Below are 20,753 nucleotides of genomic sequence, written 5' to 3' on the forward strand. Positions count from 1 at the left end.
CGGTGATTCAGGCGATCGTATTCCTGCCGCTGCTCGCGGCGCTTGTCGCAGGCCTCGGCCAGCGCGCCATCGGCCCGTTCGCGGCCAAGCTGATCACCACGGGTGCGCTGTTCGCCAGCTGCGCCTTGAGCTGGCCGATCTTCCTGTCCTTCGTGTGGGGCAATGGCACGGCCGAGGTTGTCACCGTGCTGCACTGGGTCAGTTCGGGCGCGCTCCAGTTCAACTGGGAATTGCGCGTCGACACGCTGACCGCGGTGATGCTCGTCGTCATCACGACGGTCTCGGCGCTCGTCCACCTCTATAGCTGGGGCTATATGGAGGAGGATCCGGACCAGCCGCGCTTCTTCGCCTATCTCTCGCTCTTCACCTTCGCGATGCTGATGCTGGTGACCGCGAACAACCTTGTCCAGATGTTCTTCGGCTGGGAAGGTGTCGGTCTCGCTTCCTATCTGCTCATCGGTTTCTGGTACAAGAAGCCCAGCGCCAATGCCGCGGCGATCAAGGCGTTCGTCGTCAACCGCGTCGGCGACCTCGGCTTCATGCTCGGCATTTTCGGCACCTTCCTGGTGTTCGGCACCGTTTCGATCCCCGACATCCTCAATGCCGCGCCGGGCATGGCGGGCAGCAGCATCACCTTCCTCGGCATGCGCCTCGACACGATGACGATCCTCTGCCTGCTGCTGTTCATCGGCGCGATGGGCAAGTCGGCGCAGCTTGGCCTCCACACCTGGCTGCCCGACGCGATGGAAGGGCCGACCCCGGTGTCGGCGCTGATCCACGCCGCGACGATGGTCACCGCGGGCGTCTTCATGGTCTGCCGCCTGTCACCGATGTTCGAGACCGCGCCGGTCGCGCAGGGCGTCGTCATGTTCGTCGGCGCCGCGACCTGCTTCTTCGCCGCGACCGTCGCGACGACCCAGTGGGACATCAAGCGCGTCATCGCCTATTCGACCTGTTCGCAGCTCGGCTACATGTTCTTCGCCGCCGGCGCCGGCGCTTATGGCGCCGCGATGTTCCACCTGTTCACCCACGCCTTCTTCAAGGCTTTGCTGTTCCTTGGCGCCGGTTCGGTGATCCACGCGATGCACCATGAACAGGACATGCGCTATTACGGCAATCTGCGGAAACAGATCCCGATCACCTATTGGGCGATGATGCTCGGCACGCTGGCGATCACCGGCGTCGGCATCGCGGGCGTCGCGGGTTTCGCCGGCTTCTATTCGAAGGACGGCATCCTCGAGGCGGCATTCGCCAGCGGTGGCGGCGGCGTGGTGGCTTTCTGGGTCGGCATCTTCGTGGCGTTCCTCACCAGCTTCTACTCGTGGCGCCTCGTCTTCCTGACCTTCTATGGCAAGGCGCGCTGGGAGCAGAGCGAGCATATCCAGCATGCGGTTCATGACGCGCATGGCCACGGCCATGACGATCATGCGCATGACGATCATCATCACGACGCGCACCATGGCGTTTCGGGCGACGGCACCGCGGGTTATCACCCGCACGAAAGCCCGATCACGATGCTGATCCCGCTCATCCTGCTGTCGATCGGCGCCGTGTTCGCCGGCATCGCCTTCCACCACCAGTTCATCTATCCCGAAGAAGGCACCGCCTTCTGGCAGGGCAGCATGCTGGCGTTCGACGCGCATCTGATGCACGCCGCGCACGAAGTGCCTCTGTGGGTGAAATGGACGCCGTTTACGGTGATGGCGATCGGGCTGTTCCTCGCGTGGAACAGCTATATCCGCAACACCAGTCTGCCCGCGCGCTTCGTCGCGCAGTTCGGGCTGCTGCACAATTTCCTCTACCGCAAATGGTATTTCGACGAGCTGTACGACATCGTCTTCGTCAAGCCCGCGTTCGCGATCGGCCGCTTCTTCTGGAAGCGCGGCGATGAACAGACCATCGACCGTTTCGGTCCCGATGGCGCGGCGGCGCTCGTCCAGGGCGGCACGCGGCTCGCAGTGCGGCTGCAATCGGGTTATGTTTATGGATATGCGTTCGTGATGCTGCTCGGCCTCGTCGGTCTGGCCAGCTGGGCCATGGTGAAGTTCCTGTGAGCGGCTTTCCCATTCTTTCGCTGATGCTGGCGGTCCCTGCGGCCGCTGCCATCGCCTGTGTTTTCGTCGGCGACAAGTCGGCGCGCTGGGTCGCGCTCGGCGCGACGCTGGTCAATCTGGCGCTGGGCATCCTGCTCTGGGCGCAGTTCGACGTCGGTGGCGCGCAGTGGCAGTTCCAGGAACTGCACGAAGGCCTGTTCGGACCCTTCGACTGGGCGCTCGGCATCGACGGCCTCGCGCTGCTGTTGATCGTGCTCAGCACCTTCCTCATGCCGCTGTGCATCCTCGCGAGCTGGGAGGCGATCACCAAGCGTGTCGGCCTTTACATGGCGATGTTCCTGGCGATGGAAGTCGTCATGATCGGCGTCTTTGCGGCGCAGGATCTGCTGCTCTTCTACATCTTCTTCGAAGCCGGCTTGATCCCGATGTATTTCATCATCGGCATCTGGGGCGGCGCGAACCGCAAATATGCGGCGTTCAAATTCTTCCTCTACACGCTGCTCGGATCGGTGCTGATGCTGATCGCGATGATCGCGATGATCGCCGAGGCGGGCACGACCTCTATCCCGGTCCTGCTCAATTACGACTTCCCGGTCGAAATGCAGACCTGGCTGTGGCTCGCCTTCTTCGCCAGCCTCGCGGTCAAGATGCCGATGTGGCCCGTCCACACCTGGCTGCCCGACGCGCACGTCCAGGCGCCGACCGCGGGTTCGATGATCCTCGCGGGCGTGCTGCTCAAGATGGGCGGTTACGGTTTCATCCGCTTCATGATGCCGATGTTCCCCGACGCCTCGGCGCAGCTGATGTGGATCGTCTTCGCGCTGTCGATGGTCGCGGTCGTCTACACCAGCCTTGTCGCGCTGGTGCAAAGCGACATGAAGAAGCTGATCGCTTATTCGTCGGTCGCCCACATGGCGATCGTCACCGCGGGCCTGTTCGCCTTCAACCAGCAGGGCATCGAGGGCGCGATGATCGTCATGCTCAGCCATGGCGTCGTCTCGGCCGCGCTCTTCTTCTGCGTCGGGGTGATCTACGACCGGCTCCACACGCGCGAGATCGACCGTTACGGCGGGCTCGCGGTGAACATGCCGGCCTATGCGCTGTTCTTCATGCTGTTCACCATGGCGTCGATCGGCCTGCCGGGCACCAGCGGCTTCGTCGGCGAATTCCTCAGCATCGCGGGCATTTATGAATCGTCGAGCTGGGTTGCCTTCATCTGCACCACCGGCATCATCCTCGGCGCCGCGTACATGCTCTATCTCTACCGCCGTATCGTGTTCGGCGAACTCACCAAGGACGATGTGAAGGCGATGCCCGATCTCAATCCCCGCGAATGGGCGATCATGGTGCCGCTGGCGGCCGTGGCGCTGTGGATGGGCGTCTATCCCGAAAGCTTCCTCGCGCCGATGCGCGGCGACGTGACCACCGTGGTCGCGCGCCTCGCCCCGGCCAAGCCCGCCGGTGACGCGCATGTCAGCGCCGGCAAGCCCAAGGCCGCCGCCGACCATGGCGCTGGCCATGGTGAGGCATCCGCCGGCGAAGCGCATCATGCGGGAGGCGTCCAATGACCGCCGATCTCATGCTCGTCTGGCCCGAACTGATCCTGACGATCGGCGGGCTGATCACGCTGATGCTCGGCACCTTCCTCGGCGATCGCCAGGTGGGGCTGTACCAGCTCGCCGCGCTGCTGACGCTCGCCGCCGCGACGGTCGCGGTGGTCGCGCTGTTCGGGGTCAACGCCTCGGTCTTCTCGGGCACGCTGTCGGTCGATGCGTTCGGCGGGTTCGCCAAGCTGATCATCTATGGCGCCAGCGCCGTGTCGATCCTCATCGCGCCGCGTTTCTTCGCGGGCGGTATGCGCGCCGAATACCCGGTGCTGATCCTGTTCGCCGCGCTCGGCATGGGGATCATGGCCTCGTCGCGCGACCTGATGACGCTCTATGTCGGGCTCGAACTCAACAGCCTCGCCGCCTATGTGCTCGCCAGCTTCATGCGCAACGACGAGCGGTCGAGCGAGGCCGGACTCAAATATTTCGTCCTCGGCGCGCTCGCGTCGGGCATGCTGCTCTATGGCATCTCCTTGCTCTACGGATTCAGCGGCACCACCGATTTCGCCGGCATCGCCACCGCGATGGGCGGTCAGCTCAACGCCGGGCTGATCTTCGGCATCGTCTTCGTGCTCGCGGGCCTCGCGTTCAAGATCAGCGCCGTGCCGTTCCATATGTGGACCCCCGACGTCTATGAAGGCGCGCCGACCCCGGTCACCGCCTTCTTTGCCAGCGCGCCGAAAGTGGCGGCGATGGCACTGATGACGCGCGTCGTCATCGACGCGATGGGCCCCGCGGTCGGTGCCTGGCAACAGATCGTCATCTTCCTCGCGCTCGCCTCGATCATCCTCGGCGCGGTCGGCGCGATCGGGCAGAAGAATATCAAGCGCCTGCTTGCCTATTCGTCGATCAACAATGTCGGCTTCATGCTGATCGGTCTCGCCGCGGGAACGCAGGCTGGGGTCGAGGGCGTGCTGACCTATTTGGTGGTTTACGTGGTGACCACGCTCGGTGCCTTCCTCGTCGTGCTGCAGCTGCGCGATACGGACGGCAATGCCGTCGAGAGCATCCCCGCGATGGCGGGCCTCGCCAGCAAGCGCGGCTGGCTCGCCGCCGCGATGTCGGTGTTCCTGCTCAGCCTCGCGGGCATTCCGCCGCTGTTCGGCTTCTGGCCCAAATTGCTGGTGTTCCAGGCCGCGGTGAACGCCAACCTCGTGCCGCTCGCGGTCGCCGGCATCGTCGCGTCGGTTATTGGCGCATATTATTACATCATGGTCATCAAGACGATGGTGTTCGACGATCCCTCCGACACCGAATTCGCGGCCCCCGCGGCGCCGGTCGAACGGGTGCTGATGACGGTCAGCGCGCTGTGGCTGTCGCTGATCGGCTATCTCTTCATTCCGCTGCTGGCCATCGCATCGGCCAGCGCCGCGTCGGTGCTGTTCTGATTCCGCCGATAGAGCGGATCGCCGAGACAGGTTCGACCAACGCCGACCTGCTGGCGCGGCTGGCCAGCGGCGAGCATGTGGGCGAGGGGCATTGGCTCGTCGCCGACCGCCAGACCGCGGGTCGCGGTCGCCTGGGGCGCGGGTGGAACGACGGGCAGGGCAATTTCATGGGCTCGACCGTGGTCCATCTGACCGCCGGCGATCCGTCGCCCGCGACGTTGGCGCTCGTCGCCGGGGTGGCGCTGGCCAAAGCCGTCGCGGCGCTCGCACCCGGTCTTGGCGCACAGCTCAAATGGCCGAATGACCTGCTGGTCGACGGCGCCAAATGCGCGGGCATATTGATGGAGCGCACCGGCAACAGCATCGTGATCGGCATCGGGGTGAACCTCGTGGCTGCGCCCGAACTGCCCGATCGCCCGACCGCGACGCTCAGCGACAAGGGTGCCAGCCTCGATCGCGACCGCTTCGCCGACGCGCTCGCGATCGCGATGACCGACGCGCTGTGGACCTGGCGACAGGAAGGCATCGACCGCACCATTGCCGCCTGGCTGCCGCAGGCGCATCGCGTCGGCACCCCGCTGCGCGTGTCCGAACAGGGGATCGACGGTGTTTTCGACGGCCTGGCTCCAGACGGTGCGCTGCGCTTGCGCCGCGACGGCGGCGAGACCATGTTGGTCCATGCCGGCGACATCGAACTGCGCCGACCGCTCGAAGAGGGGAAATAGCCGTGCTGCTCGCGATCGATGTCGGCAACACCAACGCCAAATTCGCGCTGTTCCGGGGAACCGAGCTGCTTGCGCGCTGGCGCATCGCGACCGACGATCGCCGCACCGCCGACGAATATATGGTCTGGCTCGACCAGTTGCTGCGTATCGAGGGGCACGACCGCAGCCAGGTCGATGCCGTGATCATCTCGACCGTCGTCCCGCGCGCTCTGCACAATCTGCAGCTGCTTGCGCATAAATATTTCGGCGTCGACGCGCTCGTCGCGGGCCGCGAACCGGTGACCTGGGGCATCGCGCTCAAGGTCGACGAGCCGCGCTCGGTTGGTGCCGACCGCGCGGTCAACGCGATTTCGGCGCAGGCGCTCGAGCCGGGCAAGGACAAGCTGGTCATCAGCTTCGGCACCGCGACGACGCTCGACCATATCGGTCCCGACGGCGCCTATCTCGGCGGCATCATCGCGCCGGGCGTCAATCTGTCGCTTGAAGCGCTGGTCGCTGCCGCCGCCAAACTCCCGCGCATCGCGATCGAGGCGCCCGCCAGCCCGAGCGTCATCGGCCGCACCACCGAAAGCCAGATGCTGATCGGCGTCTATTGGGGCTATGTCTCGATGATGGAGGGTCTGATCGCCCGCCTGAAGGCCGAAATCGGAAAACCGCTCACCGTGATCGCCACCGGCGGCCTCGCGACCCTGTTCGACGAGCAGGCGCACCTGTTCGACCGCATCGACCCCGACCTCACTCTCAATGGATTAATGCATTTGTACAATCAACGGAACGCGGCATGACCAAACCCGGCAAGGAACTGCTTTTCCTCGCGCTCGGCGGCTCGGGCGAGATCGGCATGAATGCCAATCTCTATGGCTGCGACGGCAAATGGATCATGCTCGACCTCGGCGTGACCTTCGGCACCCATGATTATCCGGGCATCGACATCATCATGCCCGACCTCGAATTCATCGAGGACCGCAAAAAGGACCTGCTCGGCATCGTCCTGACCCACGGGCACGAGGATCATATCGGCGCCTTGCCCTATCTCGCCGCCGACCTCGGCGTGCCGCTCTATGCCAACCGCTTCACCGCGGGGCTGATCGCGGGCAAGCTGATCGAGGAAGGGCTGGAAAAGCAGGTCAAGGTCCATGTCGTCGACATCGACGCCCAATTCCAGCTCGGCCCCTTCGGGATCCGCTTCGTGCCGCTCGCCCACTCGATCCTCGAGATGAGCGCGGCGGTGATCGACACGCCCTATGGCCGCGTCTTTCACACCGGCGACTGGAAACTCGACGACGACCCGGTGCTGGGCAAGCCCTCGTCGGCCGCCGCGCTCACCAAGCTCGGCGACGAGGGCATCGACGTGCTCGTCGGCGATTCGACCAACGCCTTCAATCCCGAGGCGTCGGGCAGCGAAGGCGGGCTGTTTGACGGGCTGTCGACCGCGGTCGGCGCGGCAAAGGGCAGGGTGATCGTCACCACCTTCGCCTCCAACGCGGCGCGGCTCAAGACGCTGGGCGAGGTCGCCCGGGCGACGGGGCGCACCCTGTGCGTCGCGGGCCGCTCGCTCGACCGCATCCTCGGCGTCGCGCGCTCGGTCGGCTATCTCAAGGATTTCCCGCCGACGGTCGATTTCGACGAGGCGATGCGGCTGCCCCGCAACAAGGTGATGGTCATCGCCACCGGCGGGCAGGGCGAACCGCGCGCCGCGCTCGCGCGCATGGCGTCCGACAGCCATCAGATCAAGCTCGAGGCCGGCGATACCGTCGTTTTCTCGTCGAAACAGATCCCGGGCAACGAAGTCGCGATCGGGCGGATCATGAACCAGCTCGCCGCCAAGGACGTGCTGACCGTGACCGAGAAGCAGGCGCATATCCATGTCAGCGGCCACCCGGGGCAGCCCGAACTCGCCGCGCTCTATGGCTGGCTGCGCCCGAAGCTCGTGGTGCCCGTGCATGGCGAGATCCGCCACATGCACGAACAGGCGCGCTTCGCGCTGGAAAAGGGCGTACCGAAGGCGCTGATCCAGGAAAATGGCGACCTTGTCCGCCTGGCGCCCGGTCCCGCGAAGATCGTCGAGCGCGTTCACTCGGGGCGCCTGATCCTCGACGGCGATGTCATCCTGCCCGCCGACGGCGAGACGATCAACGAACGGCGCAAGCTGTCGGTCAACGGCCATATCACCGTCGCGGCGATCTTCACCAAGGGCAAGTTCACCGAAAGCGCGGTCAGCTATCGCGGCGTCCCGGTCGAGGACGATCGCGAGGCGTTCGTGGACGAGATGCGCGAAGCCGCCGCAATGGCGGCGCGCGCGCCCTCCAAGGATCGCGACAAGCAGCGCGAGGCGATCCGCCTCGGCGTCCGCCGCATCGCGACCGACTGGACCGGCAAGAAACCGGTGGTCGACGTCATGCTGGTCGACCTGTAAGGAGCGGCACCATGAAATGGACCTCCGCGCTCGCGATCTTCACTCTCTTCTGGGTGTTCAGTGCCTTTTTCGTGCTGCCCTTCCATGGTCGCCGGGCCGAGGACGAGGCCGCGCCGCTGATCGCGGGGCAGGATCGCGGCGCCCCCGCGACCTTCCGCCCGAAACGCGTCCTCGCCCAGATGACGATCGCGGCGGCGATCTGCTTCGCCATCTATTATGTGGCCTATGTGAACGGCTGGGCCGACCCCAATGTGCTGAGCGGGCGGGCCTGACTTAAACCGTCACCCCGGCGAAGGCCGGGGTCTCGCCGGTGGTTCATTGAGCATAGGGTGAGATCCCGGCCTTCGCCGGAATGACGGGGCTTAAACTATCCCCGCAACCGGTCGATCGCCTGCGCCAGCGCGACGTACAGCTTCCCGATATCCGACGACAGCAGGGTCACGCTGATCGCCGACCCGTCGCGCGCGCCCATCAGCAGCCGCAGCATCGCCTCGAAATCGTGGATGAACTGGTTCACCGAGGCGTGGAAGGCGTCGTCGTTCTGATAGACGCGCAGGATTTCCTTCGCCTCGCTATTCTCGACCAGCTTGACCGCCCGGCGCGCGAACACCCCGCGGTCGCCCTTGAGATAGGCGTCCCATGCGGTGTCGCTGACTTCGCTCGACAGGATCTTGGTGACGTCGATCGCGGTCGATTTCAGCGATTCGGTGAGCAGGCCGACCTGCTTCGCCAGCGAATCGCGGTCCGACGCCGCGATCGCCTGTTCGGCCTCGGCGGCGCGCGCCTCGACATTGGCGCTGGTGTCCATGATCGTGATCAGCTGGCGCATCAGCCGGTCGGTGGCGTTGTTCGCCGCCGCGACCGCGCGTTCGGACGCTTCGCCGATCGCGTCGAGCTGGCTCATGATTTCGGTGCGGAACGCTGCGTCGATCACTTCGGTGGCGGTCGACTGCATCGCCTCGCGCGCGCCGGCGACGAGCGCTTCGAGCGTCTGCTGCGCCTGGCTCGCAGCCGACTCGGCGGTCTCGCGCACCGCGCCCAGCGTCGCGATCATCCTCGCGCCGCCCTGTTCGGCGAACTGGTCGGCCCCGTCGCGCAGCCTGGCGAGCGCGGTATCGGCCTCGGCGAGCGACGCGTTGATCCGTTCGACCAGCGCCTGCTGGCTTTCCGCATGACCCGTCATCTGCGTTTCGTTCGACGCGAGCGTCGCCTGCACCGCGTTGACATGCGACAACGTCGATTGCGCGACAAGTTCGGAGGCTTCGAGCATCGGGCGCAGGTCGCCGAGCGTCGTGCGTGTCACCTTGCCGTGCGACGCGATGCGTTCGAGCGCGTGCGGCAGCGATTCGTCGAGTTCGCGCGTCACCGCGTCGAGCGCGAGCAGCAGCGATTCGGCGTGGGTGATCAACTGGTGCGCGGTGCCGTTGCCGGCCTCGGCCTGTTGCATGAACGCCGCGAGTTGCGACTTGGTGTCGTCGATGGCGCGTCCGATCACGCCGGCGCTCGCCGAAACGCTGACGTCGAGGAACTCCAGCCGATCGCCGATTTCGGCGACGTGCCCGGTGACCTGCGCGGCCAATTGCTCGCTCGCCTCGCCATGCGCCGCCAGGCGTGCGCCGATAGCGTCGCTCGCATCGCGTGCGACCGCGAGCCGGTCGTCGAGCTGACCGGCGGAGGTCGCGACGCCGTCGCGGAACTGCTGCCAGGTCTCGCCCAGCCGCGCGCCCATCGCATCGACGGTCGAGGTCAGTTCGTGGTGCAGCGCGGCCGCGACCTGCGTGATCTGTGCCAGCGTCGTTTCATGCGCGCCGGTCACCTGCGCCGATACGGCGAGCAGGTCGGTTTCGGCCTGCCGGGTCCGCGCTTCGAGCGATCCGATCGCGTCGTTCAGCGTCGCCGCCGACGTTTCGCCGGTCTGCGCGGCCTTGACCGCTTCCTCGGCGAGCGCGGCGAGCTTGGCCTCGAGGCTCGCGCCCTGCTGGTGCGCGACGAGGCCCGCCTCACGGAAATTGCCTGCGAGCCGCTGCGCGACATCGTCGATGCGCGGCAGGCCCGCGAGCAGGCCATCCATCCGCTGCATCGCGACATCGCTCGACCGTGCGAGCTGGTCGTGAGCGTTGGCGATCACCGAGGCATTGGTGGCCAGCTTGTCGCTGCTTTCGGTCAGCCGCGCGACGGTATCGAGTCCGAGCTGCTGGACGGTCGTCGCCTGTTCGGCAAGCTGGCGCTGTGCATCGGCCAGATGGAGTCCGAGCGAGTGCATCGACTGGTTGAGCGCCGCATTCTCGTCGCGCAGCGCGGTCGCGACGCGGGCGAAACGTGCCTGTTCGGATCGGCTCGACCGCAACAGTGCCATCCACAGCACCGCGAGCAAGGTCAGCGGCATCGCGATGGTGGCGACCAGCGCTGGCCATTCAGCCATCGTCGGCGCGCGCGCGAAGCTGTCGGTTGCCGCCGCAGCGGCGAAAACGGTCCAGACGAGCCCGAGCAGGATCAGCAGGGCAGGGGCGGTGCGGTCGCGCCAGGCCGACGGACTTGCCGTCGCGTCCTCGACGTCCGCTTCGCCGGCGAGCGCCGACATGTCGAGCCAGTCGCGTTCGGCGGGCGCGGGCGCCTCTGCCTCGGGCACGACCGCGCCCGCTGCCACCGGCTCCGCCGCCTGGCTGTCCGTATCCGGATTTGCCGCGGATTCCCGCCACAAACCGACGATTTTTTTATCCCCCGTCATAGTCGCATCTTAGCAGCAAATGCCCGCCATGAAACGGAAACTTAACCATGGACTGTCAAGGCTGTGGAATGTCGTTCGATAGCGGCCCTCTTGATCGGTATCTGAACGCGGCGGTCGGCGACGATCCCGCGATGACGCTCGACCTGCGCAACGCGTTCACCGGCAGCGCGCGCGACCTCAGCGACCTGATGCGCCGCGCCCGCTGCGACGCCAACTGGAACGTCGCGGCGCTTCGCCTGAAGGGGCTCGCCGCCACCTTCGGCATCATCCCGCTGATCCAGCTCGCCGAAGCCGCGATGGCCGGCGCCCCCGGCGATCCGGCGATCCTGCGCGAAATCAACCAGGCGATCGACGCGATCGCCTGAACCTTATCGACGAACGGGGTTCAATCGCCGTTCAGCCGCCCCCGGTCATTGCAAAATCAACCGGGCCTGTCTTGCCATGGCAACGTCGGAGGTTTAGCCGCGTTTAGAGCGCGGTCGAACCTGCGCGTGCCTATGCGCGCGGCGGCCGAATCGAAGGAGAGATTTCAGATGTTCACCCGTTTTCGCTCTATGCCCGCGACGGCCATGGCCGCTGTGCTGGGCTGCGCGCTGATGGCGATGTCGGCCACCCCCGCGGCTGCGCAGGACAAGCCCAAGAAGGAAAAGAAGAAGGGCAAGGAAGAAGAGGCCAAGAAGGGCGCGACCATCGCAGCGAGCAAGGCGTTCGGCCCCTCGGTCAAAAAGATGATGGACGCGACCAACGCCAAGGATTCGGCGGCGCTTCAGGCCGCGCTGGCCGAGGGGCAGGGCACCGCATCGACCCCCGAGGACAAATATTGGATCGCCTTCTACACGCTGCAGCTTGGCATCCTGACCAAGGACAAGGCAACGCAGGGCAAGGGGCTCGACGAGATGCTGGCGTCGGGCATCACGCCTGCCGAAAGCGTTGCGACCTATAATTTCTTCTCGGGTCAGTTCGCCTATCAGGACAAGGATTATGCGAAGGCGATCCAGCGGCTCGAGGCCGCCAAGGCCGCCGGCTCCAAGGAACCCGCGATAGACCTGTTCGTGGTCGACAGCCTTTTGCAGACCAATCAGCTCGACAGGGCGGTTGAGTTGGCGAAAGCCTCGATCGAGGCCACACGCGCCGCTGGCCAGCGGCCGTCGGACGAGCTCTATGTCCGCCCGATCCAGAAGCTGCAGGCGGCGAAGCGCCACGATGAGGTCGTCGACCTGATGACGTTGCGTCTGCGCGACTACAGCCAGCCCGAAGTGTGGCGCCAGACGCTGTTCATCCTGTTGCAGCAGTCAGGCGACAACAAGGAAATCGGACTCGACACGCTGCGCCTGATGCGCGCGACTGGGGCGATGCTCCAGCGCCCCGAATATCTGGAATATGCGGCGCTCGCGACCGAAGCTGCGCTGCCGGGCGAAGCCGTCGCGGTCATCAAATATGGCAAGGACCGCAAGGTTATCCAGGCGACCGACGCCAAGCTCGACGAAGTCCTCAAGACCCAGAGCGAACGCATCGGCGACGAGGAATCGACGCTGACCGCTTACGCCGCGAAACCCTCGACGCTTTCGGTCGCCAAGACCGCGGGCGCGACCGGCGATGCGATGGTCGGCTACGGTCGCTATGCCGATTCGATCCCGCTGTACAAGGCGGCACTCGCGGCGGGCGGCGACAAGGAATTGTGGACCTATCGCATGGGCGTTGCGCAGGCGCTGGCCGGTGACGCCGCCGGTGCCAAGGCGAGCTTTGCGTCGGTGGTCGGCCCGCGCAAGCGTCTCGCCCAGCTGTGGACGGTGAAGATCGACACGCCGGCGGCGGCTCCTGCGGCGGCAGCTCCGGCTCCGGCTCCGGCGCCGACCAACTAAGCGCTCCGTACCGAAACGAAAAGGGCGCCATCCCGGCGGGTGGCGCCCTTTTTCATGCCCGGTTCGAAACCGTCAGGGTTCGACGGGGATCCCGGCGAGTTGCTTCGCGGTGCGGATCGTGAGCGAGGTCTTGACGCTCGTCACATTGGGCGCCGAGGTCAGATGGGCGGTCAGGAACGACTGGAAGCTCTGCAGGTCGCGCGCGACGACCTTGAGCAGGAAGTCGATCTCGCCGTTGAGCATATAGCATTCGCGCACCTCGGCGAGCGCGCCGACATAGTCCTCGAATGCCTTCAAATCGGATTCGGCCTGGCTGCGCAGGCTGACCATCGCGAACACCGTGATGCCATAGCCGAGCTTGGCGGCGTCGAGGTCGGCATGATAGCTGCGGATCACCCCCGATTCCTCGAGCGCGCGCACGCGGCGCAGGCACGGCGGGGCGGTCAATCCGACCAGTTGGGCGAGTTCGACATTGGTCATCCGCCCGTCCTTCTGCAGTTCGTGCAGGATTTGCAGGTCGATCTGATCGAATTTCTGGCTCGCCATATTGTAACTTCCGCTTCCCTCTGGAGGCGCTGACCATAATAATATTTCAGGCGATTGCAATTGTCCCACAATGCGACGCGGTTGGTTAAGGCGCTTTCATGACCGGATGATTCACGCTAGCCGGTAAATATCTGCTAACCAACCAACGGGGTGGGGGCCCGCACCGCGTGACAGCCGACACGATGATCGCGACCATATTGCGTCAGGCGCCGGCCGACCGGCGAACCTGTGTCGCGGCCTGGCGTCAACTCTCCGATATTCTCGCGCAGCGCGGCAATCAACTGGCCGATGACGATATTCGCCGCTCGCTTCACGCGCTCGCGGTCTTGCGCCCGCAAATTCCCGAAAATGTCCGCCGCGACTGCGCCAGGTCGATCGCGCGCCACAGCCGGTTCGCGCCGATCGTCGCGCTCTACGCCAACGACGTGCCTGCGGTGTCGCTCGCGATGCTGCGCGACGCGCAACTGGCCGAGGCCGACTGGCTCGCGCTGCTGCCCGCGACCGGCCCGATGGCGCGCTCGTTCCTCGCCGCGCGCAGCGACCTGCCGCAAGGCGTCAACCGCGCGCTCGCCAGCCTCGGCGCTGCCTCGGTCGCGCTGCCGCAGCCCGACCGGATCGCGGAACCGGAGGCAGCAACGGCCGAGTCCGCGCCCGAACCCCAACCGGCTTCGGCGCCGGCGCCCGACACCGAACCGAGCCAGATCAGCGAACTCGTCCGCCGCATCGACAAATATCAAGCGGGCCGCGGCCAGCCGTCCGCCGCGTCGCGCCCCGCACCCGTCGCGCGCGAATCCTTCCTCTTCGAAACCGGTTCCGACGGCGTCATCCACTGGGTCGAGGGTGTCCCGCGCGGCGCCGCGATCGGGCTGTCTATCGCCGAGGCGGCGTTCGGCGGCGAACCCGGCACCGACGGCGTCGCGGCGGGGGCGTTCCGCCAGCGCGCCGAAATGATCAACGCGCGCATGATCCTCGAAGGCGCCGAGGCCGACGCCGGCGAATGGCGTTTCTCGGCTTTGCCCTGGTTCGACCACGTCAGCGGCCAGTTCCGCGGCTATCGCGGCAGCGCGCGGCGCCCGCATCGCAACGAAATTCCCTACGGCCTGCCCGCCGTGGACAATGCCGGCGATTCGATCCGCCAGCTGATCCACGAACTGCGCAGCCCGTTGAACGCGATCTCGGGCTTCGCGCAGATCATCTCGGGCCAGATGTTCGGCCCAGTCAGCGGCGCCTATCGCGCTATGGCCGACACGATCGTCGCCGACGCTGCGGCAGTGCAGGCGATCATCGACGATCTTCAGACGGCGACCCAGCCCGCCCCGACGACGGTGGCCCCCGCCAGCGGACACAGCGACATCGAGGCGATCACCGCGCAGGTCGAACGCGAACTCGCGCCATTGTTCGCCGAACATGGCGTCGGGGTCAGCATCTCGCGCGTCGGCGGGCCGTTCCACGCCGCGGTCGAGGATATCAGCGCGCGGCGGATGATCGGGCGGCTGATCACCGCGCTGGTCGATGTGTTCGAATCGAACGCGACACTCGTCGGGCAATTGGTCACCGATCCGGCGAAAACGGACGAGCTGCAGCTCCGGCTCGTGCGCCCGGTCGCGATCCGTTTCACGCCCGCCCGCGACCTGCTCGATCCCAGCTACAGCCCCGAGGGCGACGCGCCGGGCGCGGCGATTCTCAGCCTCGGCTTCTCGCTGCGGCTCGTCGACAGCCTCGCCCGCGCGGCGGGCGGTCGTCTCGATATCGGGCATAACGCCTTGACCTTGCACCTTCCCTCCGCCACCCCGGCGTCTGCCCTGGATCCGATGGTCCAGCAGCATGAAGACTGATCGGGGCAGGGCACCTCGTGCAGGGGAAGAGCTCGGTGGAACGAGCGGATAATCTGTTGAAGCCACCCGCGGCGTCGGATCTGGTCCGCTTGCGACCGGACGAAAGCCCGCGCTTCTGGGTGACCATCGATACCGAAGAGGATTTCGACTGGTCGGCGCCCTTCGCGCGCACCGGCTACCGGCTCGATTCGGTCCCCGCGCTCACCGATTGCCAGGCCTTTTTCGAAAGCGCCGGGGTCGCGCCCATCTATCTCGTCGACTGGCCGATCGTCGCCGACGACCGCGCCGTCGCGATCCTCGGCGCCGCGCGCGCGGCGGGGCGGTGCGAGGTCGGTGCCCAGCTCCATCCGTGGGTCACGCCGCCGCACGACGAAGTGGTCAGCGCCTACAACAGCTACACCGGAAACCTCCCGCCCGACCTGCAACGCGCCAAGATGACCGCACTGCGCGACGCGATCGCGGCGCGTTTCGGCGCCGCGCCGACGGTGTACCGCGCCGGTCGCTATGGTGTCGGTCCCGACAGCGCGGCGATGCTCGCGGACCTTGGCTTCCGCTGCGACACGTCGGTGCGCTCGGGCTTCGATTATCGCCCCGGCCACGGCCCCGATTATCGCGCCATGCCGCTCCATCCCTGGTGGGTCGAGACCGGCGGGCCGCGCCTGCTCGAAATGCCGGTGACGACGCTGTTTGGCGGCCTGCTCGGGCCGGTCGGGCGCTGGCTCTATCACCGCACCTCGTCGAACACCCGCGCGGCGTTCGCGCGGCTCGGCCTCGCCGAACGGATCGCGTTGACGCCCGAGGGCATTCCCGCCGCGAAGGCGTGCGCGGCGATCGATCTCGCGGTCGCGGCGCGGCTGCCGGTGCTTAACTTCTCCTTCCATTCGCCGTCGCTGCAACCGGGCAACACGCCCTATGTCCGCACCGATGCTGACCTTGCGGCCTTCTATCGCTGGTGGGAGGTGGTGCTTGGCCATCTCGCAAAACGCGGGGTCGAACCGACCACCGCGGCGGCGATTCTCGATATGGCGCAACGTTAGGCATCAGCGCCCTGATCGCGCTTGCCAAGCCTCGCCGCGCTCCGCTATCGCCACGCCATCCCCTCGGGGGCCTGTAGCTCAATGGTAGAGCCGGCCGCTCATAACGGCTAGGTTGCGGGTTCGAGTCCTGCCGGGCCCACCATTTTCCTTGCAAATTGAAACCTATCCCGCTCCAATGCCCCAAAATACGGGGGAGCGGTGACGGTGAAAAGGCGAGTGATCCTGCTGGGCGGACTGGCCATCGTGGCAGTCATCGCCGGAACTGTCGCGGTCCGCACCGCGACCTTCGAGCCGGCGAACATCGCCGACGGCAGCGACGTCCGGCTCGCCGCGGTTCCCGCTTATGATCTGGACGCCGCGGTCGCGCATCTGAGCGCTGCGGCCCGGTTCCTGACCATCTCGCACCAGGACCCGGCCGAGAACCAGATCGCCGAATGGGATAAACTCCATGCGTGGCTCGCGGCGACCTATCCCGCGACCCACGGCGCGATGACACGGACGATCCTGCCCAACCGGACGCTCGTCTATCACTGGCCGGGCAGCGACCCCGCGCTCGCGCCGATCATCGTCATGGCGCATCAGGACGTCGTGCCGGTGACCGCGGGGACCGAAAAGGACTGGAAATACCCGCCCTTCGCCGGGACGATCGCCGAGCAGGCCGTGTGGGGCCGGGGCACCGTCGACGACAAGGGCTCGCTGATCGGGCTGTTCGAAGCGACCGAGGCGCTGGCAAAGGCTGGCTTCAGGCCGAAACGCGGCATCTATCTCGTTTCGGGCCACGACGAAGAAGCCGGCGGCACCGGCGCGATCGCGGCGGCGGCGAAGCTCAAGGCAGAGGGGGTGAAGGCGATCTTCACCCTCGACGAAGGCAGCCTCATACTCACTGACACCCCGGTCATCGATGGTCCCGCGATAATGATCGGCATCGCCGAAAAAGGCTATGCGACGCTGCGCGTCACCGCCAACGCTCCCGGCGGCCACAGTTCGATGCCGCCCGCCGAAACCGGCGTCGAAACGCTCGCGAAGGCGGTGCTCGGGATTACCGGCGATCCCTTTCCGATCGAATTGCGCGGTCCGGGCGCGGCGATGATCGGGGCGCTGGCGGCAAAGAAGGGCGGCACGACCAGGATGGCGGTCGCCAACCCCTGGCTGTTCGCGCCGCTGCTGAAGCGCCAGCTCGGCGCGACGCCCTCGACCGCCGCGGCCTTTCACACCACCATCGCCCCGACGATGCTCGAAGGGAGCCCCAAGGAAAATGTCCTGCCGCAATCGGCGAATGCGCTGATCAACTATCGCATCGCGCCGTGGAACAGCTCGGCGGACGTCATGGCGCGCGCGCGGGCGGCGGTCGGCGATGCCAAGGTCGATCTCGCCTGGGTCAAGCCGCCGCGCGAACCCTCGCGCGTGTCGTCGACCAGTTCGCCGGGCTGGAAATGGATCGCTGCCGCCGCGCGCGCCGACGCACCGCAAGCCGTGCTCACGCCGACGCTCGTCGTCGCCGGCACCGACAGCCGCAGCATGGAAGGGGTGTCGCAGGATGTGTACCGGTTCATGCCGATGCATTTTTCGCTGAAGGAAACGGCGATGATCCACGGCACCAACGAACATATGGCGATCGACAGCTTCCAGCGCATGATCGATTTCTACGCCCGGCTGATCGCGACGTCGGCGGGTTAGGGGGCGGACGGGCCGGCCGGGATAGACATCCCGCGCCAGCCTGTTAAAGGCGCGACGGCGTCGGGGAGTGGCGCAGCCCGGTAGCGCGCTTGCTTTGGGAGCAAGATGTCGCAGGTTCGAATCCTGTCTCCCCGACCATTTCCACTTTTGACGTGTTTCCCGGCGCTTGGCGTCGGCCCGCCATGGTCAGGAGACGCGGCGGCATGGCTTCGCGCACGACCCGCGCGCGACACAACTTCCCGTAGCGAGCCAACCCACCAGCATATCCGGACGTTCCCTACCCATAAGGCATAGCGCGCAAATTCCCCGGTGAAGCGATTCCTGCTGTCCCACGGCGCTTGCGACTCGGGGGCGACTCGGAGGGGCGTCGGTCGAATGGCCGGGGTCAAAATCCGCCTCGCGCGACTCGCAATGACCCGAACTTTGTTGGGTCCGTTTTGGCAAAGCGCGGTAACGCGTTGATCCACTGGTTAATGTCCTGAACTGAGACAGAAGCGGCTCTCCAGTATTCACGATAGTCGGACGTTTTTTTCACGATGTCGGGACGACCGCCCCGCAGTTAGTTGACACAAGATTAAGGATTGGTTCTGCGAGGGGGAGCCAGGCGGAAACTGTCGCACCGCTTTGGACGACTAATGGGGCATTGATCGCCACGGCGATCGGGGGGCCACCGGCCGGGTAACGGCCACGCAAACTAACCATAGAGCTTTTGTCGGCGGGCTTCGGCCTGTTCGGCGGAGTTGCGGCTGCGTCCTTGCGGGCAAAGCCCAATCTCGGGGCCGTCGGCCCCGCCGCAGGTTCGTGTCCAATCCCGGCGCGAGCAGGTGGATGCGTGGCGAGCGATCGCGGCGCAACAAGGGGCCGGTTTCCATCCTGTGGGGAGGGGGACGGTCTTCCGGGAAAGCTACGCCGGCCCGCCGGGTCGGTTCAACATGTGGAGATGATCATGAAGACCCTTTTTGCTGCTGTTTCGGCCATTGGCCTGCTTGCTTCGACCCCGGCCTTTGCGCAGACGAGCGCGACCGGTGAAATCCTGCTGAGCGCGACCGTCGACAAGGCGTGCGGCGTTGGCAACCACAAGTCGGGCGCCGCTTCGGACGCGGCTTGGGACCAGGCCGACATCAGCGTCAATCTGGCAAACGCCAACGGCCAGTTCGCGGGTCAGACCTTCACCAACCGCAGCTTCGGCAACGTGTGGTGCAACGGCGCCGCCAACGTGACGCTGTCGGTCGGTGCACTGACCAGCACGTCGTCGAGCGCCGATACCAGCTCGTTCACCAATCGTTTCGACGTCGTCGTCGTCACCGACGCTGGTGTCTATGTCGGTGCGGGCCAGGATGCGACCCTGAGCACGGTTGGCGAAGCTAGCGGCGTCAAGAGCCTGACCGGCGCGACCGGTGGTGCATTCGAAACCGGCCTGCGTGCCTTCGGCGGCGCCGACTCGATCCAGGTCGTTGCCGACCCGTCGAACCGTCGTGCGGTTGCTGGCGACTATAACGGCTACGTCCGTTTCACCGCCACCGCCATCTAATCGGCATTCCCCGCCCGTCTGTTATCGCGCCTCTTGGTGTCGATGACAGGCCGGGCGGGGAACGCTTTCGGATCGCATCCAGCGGACATCGGATTTTATGCGCGGATTGACCATCACCTTGCACCGGGCCTCTGCCCTGCTGCTCCTGCTCGGCGGGATTGGCGGGGCGGCGACCGCTTCGGCGGGCGAACTCGGTGTGGCGGCGTTGGGCACCGGCTACACGTCATCCGATGCGCCGCTGGGTGCGCCGACCGAATTGCGGATCGATCTGCGGGGCGAAGTCAGCGCCCGGTGCCGCATGGCATCGCCGCCGATGCTCGCTGCGGACCGACTGGACTTCAATCGCCAGGGCGATGCCAAGGCGCATTTCGGTCTCGATTGCAACGCGCCGTTTCAACTGCGCGTACGGTCCGGGGAAGGCGGGTTCGTCGCCGAGCATGGTCTCGAAGGCGTAGCCCGGCGCATCCCTTATGAAATTTCGGTCAACGTGGACACCGACTCCGGGGCAAATGCTCTGGGCTGGTGTCGCGCCGACCAATTGTCCGATCAGCAAGGTTCGGGCTGTGCCTTTGGCGGAGGAGAGGGGTGGTCGTCGGGTGACGCCACCGCCATCAACCGGTCGGGCACGATGAGCCTGCGCTGGAACGGTCCCGGTGCGACCGACGACCCGGCCCTTGGTCGGTATCGCGACATCATCATCGTCGAATTGGCGGTGCGGGCATGACCATGAATTTTTCACCGGTCGGTGAGATCATGGCGGCATCGCTAGCCGCCGAACAGCACGTCCGCCTCGCGGATGAGTATAGGAGAAGATCGTGAAAACCACCCTGCTTCGCGCATTGGTGCTGGGCGCCACGGTGTATGCGGTTCCTGCCATGGCGCAGGACAGCGACACCTTTACCGTCAAATCGCAAGTCGCGCCCTTTTGCTCCGAACTGTCGATCAGTTCGACTCCGATCAACCTCGGCAGCTTGACCGGCGCGACGGGGCAGATCGTCAGCGATTTCAGTGGCACCGACGAGCGCGAACTTGCGGCGAGCTTCTATTGCAACGCACCGTCGAAAGTCACGATCACGGCCGACCCGCTGCGGCACGACACCGTGACGTTCGTTTCTGACTCGGCGTCGTTCACCAATCGCGTCGACTACACCGCGACGCTGGTCTGGGACGATGTCACGGGCAACGTCACCAGCACGGCCGCGTCGGGCCAGGAAATCTCCGCACCCGAGGCGAACATTGGTCAGATGAAGCTGACGCTTTCCAATCCGACCGTGGCCAACAATCTTCGTCCCGTCGCGGGCAGCTATAACGGTCAGGTTCGCCTCACCGTTTCGCTCGCCCAGTGAT

At 66.0% G+C, this 20,753-nt stretch carries 17 protein-coding genes and 2 tRNA genes; 17 read left to right on the forward strand and 2 right to left on the reverse strand.

Annotated elements, in window-relative coordinates; genetic code table 11:
* Window positions 1-2: 2 nt before the first annotated feature.
* Genes nuoL through AC07U1_RS21105 form a run of 7 tightly spaced genes read left to right on the forward strand, consistent with a single transcriptional unit; the run spans window position 3 to window position 8,462 of the window.
* Window positions 3-2,054, forward strand: a complete 2,052-nt coding sequence (gene nuoL, locus AC07U1_RS21075; protein WP_187140204.1) for an NADH-quinone oxidoreductase subunit L — start codon at window positions 3-5, stop codon at window positions 2,052-2,054.
* Window positions 2,051-3,622 (forward strand): NADH-quinone oxidoreductase subunit M, encoded by a 1,572-nt coding sequence (locus AC07U1_RS21080; protein ID WP_495177629.1) that lies wholly within the window; start codon window positions 2,051-2,053, stop codon window positions 3,620-3,622. The genes nuoL and AC07U1_RS21080 overlap by 4 nt, the downstream gene beginning before the upstream one ends.
* Window positions 3,619-5,049, forward strand: coding sequence for an NADH-quinone oxidoreductase subunit NuoN (nuoN, locus tag AC07U1_RS21085; RefSeq protein ID WP_495177628.1), 1,431 nt, complete (start codon window positions 3,619-3,621; stop codon window positions 5,047-5,049). The genes AC07U1_RS21080 and nuoN overlap by 4 nt, the downstream gene beginning before the upstream one ends.
* Complete coding sequence (locus tag AC07U1_RS21090) at window positions 4,971-5,774, forward strand: biotin--[acetyl-CoA-carboxylase] ligase (protein ID WP_495177627.1); 804 nt, start codon at window positions 4,971-4,973, stop codon at window positions 5,772-5,774. Before nuoN ends, AC07U1_RS21090 begins: the two co-directional genes overlap by 79 nt.
* Window positions 5,775-5,776: 2 nt before the next feature.
* Entirely contained in the window at window positions 5,777-6,559 is a 783-nt protein-coding gene (locus AC07U1_RS21095; protein ID WP_056351317.1) for a type III pantothenate kinase, read from the forward strand.
* Complete coding sequence (locus AC07U1_RS21100) at window positions 6,556-8,190, forward strand: ribonuclease J (RefSeq protein WP_495177626.1); 1,635 nt, start codon at window positions 6,556-6,558, stop codon at window positions 8,188-8,190. Before AC07U1_RS21095 ends, AC07U1_RS21100 begins: the two co-directional genes overlap by 4 nt.
* Before the next feature lie 11 nt (window positions 8,191-8,201).
* The gene (locus AC07U1_RS21105) at window positions 8,202-8,462 is read left to right on the forward strand and encodes a DUF1467 family protein (RefSeq protein WP_056351325.1); all 261 of its coding nucleotides are present in this window, start codon (window positions 8,202-8,204) and stop codon (window positions 8,460-8,462) included.
* 95 nt (window positions 8,463-8,557) lie between these two features.
* Here AC07U1_RS21105 and AC07U1_RS21110 read toward each other — a convergent pair whose 3' ends face one another.
* Window positions 8,558-10,837, reverse strand: a complete 2,280-nt coding sequence (locus tag AC07U1_RS21110) for a hypothetical protein (RefSeq protein WP_495177625.1) — start codon at window positions 10,835-10,837, stop codon at window positions 8,558-8,560.
* 149 nt (window positions 10,838-10,986) lie between these two features.
* Here AC07U1_RS21110 and AC07U1_RS21115 point away from each other — a divergent pair, with 149 nt between their 5' ends.
* Together AC07U1_RS21115 and AC07U1_RS21120 are read left to right on the forward strand one after the other, a co-directional pair.
* Window positions 10,987-11,283: an Hpt domain-containing protein gene (locus AC07U1_RS21115; protein WP_495177624.1), complete on the forward strand. Its 297-nt coding sequence runs from the start codon at window positions 10,987-10,989 to the stop codon at window positions 11,281-11,283.
* A 204-nt stretch (window positions 11,284-11,487) separates the two neighbouring features.
* Window positions 11,488-12,780 carry a tetratricopeptide repeat protein gene (locus tag AC07U1_RS21120; RefSeq protein WP_495197793.1) on the forward strand — a complete coding sequence of 431 codons (1,293 nt, stop codon included), beginning with the start codon at window positions 11,488-11,490 and terminating at the stop codon, window positions 12,778-12,780.
* A 72-nt stretch (window positions 12,781-12,852) separates the two neighbouring features.
* Here AC07U1_RS21120 and AC07U1_RS21125 read toward each other — a convergent pair whose 3' ends face one another.
* Window positions 12,853-13,326: an Lrp/AsnC family transcriptional regulator gene (locus AC07U1_RS21125; protein WP_056351336.1), complete on the reverse strand. Its 474-nt coding sequence runs from the start codon at window positions 13,324-13,326 to the stop codon at window positions 12,853-12,855.
* A 167-nt stretch (window positions 13,327-13,493) separates the two neighbouring features.
* Between AC07U1_RS21125 and AC07U1_RS21130 the strand changes: the two genes are divergently transcribed.
* From AC07U1_RS21130 to AC07U1_RS21165, 8 genes are all read left to right on the forward strand, one after another.
* The gene (locus tag AC07U1_RS21130) at window positions 13,494-15,161 is read left to right on the forward strand and encodes a histidine kinase dimerization/phospho-acceptor domain-containing protein (RefSeq protein ID WP_495177622.1); all 1,668 of its coding nucleotides are present in this window, start codon (window positions 13,494-13,496) and stop codon (window positions 15,159-15,161) included.
* Between the two features lie 119 nt (window positions 15,162-15,280).
* Complete coding sequence (locus AC07U1_RS21135; RefSeq protein ID WP_495197794.1) at window positions 15,281-16,198, forward strand: polysaccharide deacetylase family protein; 918 nt, start codon at window positions 15,281-15,283, stop codon at window positions 16,196-16,198.
* Between the two features lie 67 nt (window positions 16,199-16,265).
* Window positions 16,266-16,340: transfer RNA gene (locus AC07U1_RS21140), tRNA-Ile, on the forward strand.
* Between the two features lie 62 nt (window positions 16,341-16,402).
* Entirely contained in the window at window positions 16,403-17,875 is a 1,473-nt protein-coding gene (locus AC07U1_RS21145; protein ID WP_495177620.1) for a M20 family peptidase, read from the forward strand.
* Between the two features lie 61 nt (window positions 17,876-17,936).
* Window positions 17,937-18,013: transfer RNA gene (locus AC07U1_RS21150), tRNA-Pro, on the forward strand.
* Between the two features lie 808 nt (window positions 18,014-18,821).
* The gene (locus tag AC07U1_RS21155) at window positions 18,822-19,406 is read left to right on the forward strand and encodes a hypothetical protein (RefSeq protein WP_187140194.1); all 585 of its coding nucleotides are present in this window, start codon (window positions 18,822-18,824) and stop codon (window positions 19,404-19,406) included.
* Between the two features lie 97 nt (window positions 19,407-19,503).
* Complete coding sequence (locus tag AC07U1_RS21160) at window positions 19,504-20,130, forward strand: hypothetical protein (RefSeq protein ID WP_495177619.1); 627 nt, start codon at window positions 19,504-19,506, stop codon at window positions 20,128-20,130.
* Window positions 20,131-20,221: 91 nt separating this feature from the next.
* A complete protein-coding gene (locus AC07U1_RS21165) occupies window positions 20,222-20,752 on the forward strand; it encodes a hypothetical protein (protein WP_156377818.1) in 531 nt (176 codons plus the stop codon).
* Window position 20,753 lies beyond the last annotated feature (1 nt).

The organism is Sphingopyxis sp. GW821-FHT02C12, assembly GCF_059421785.1.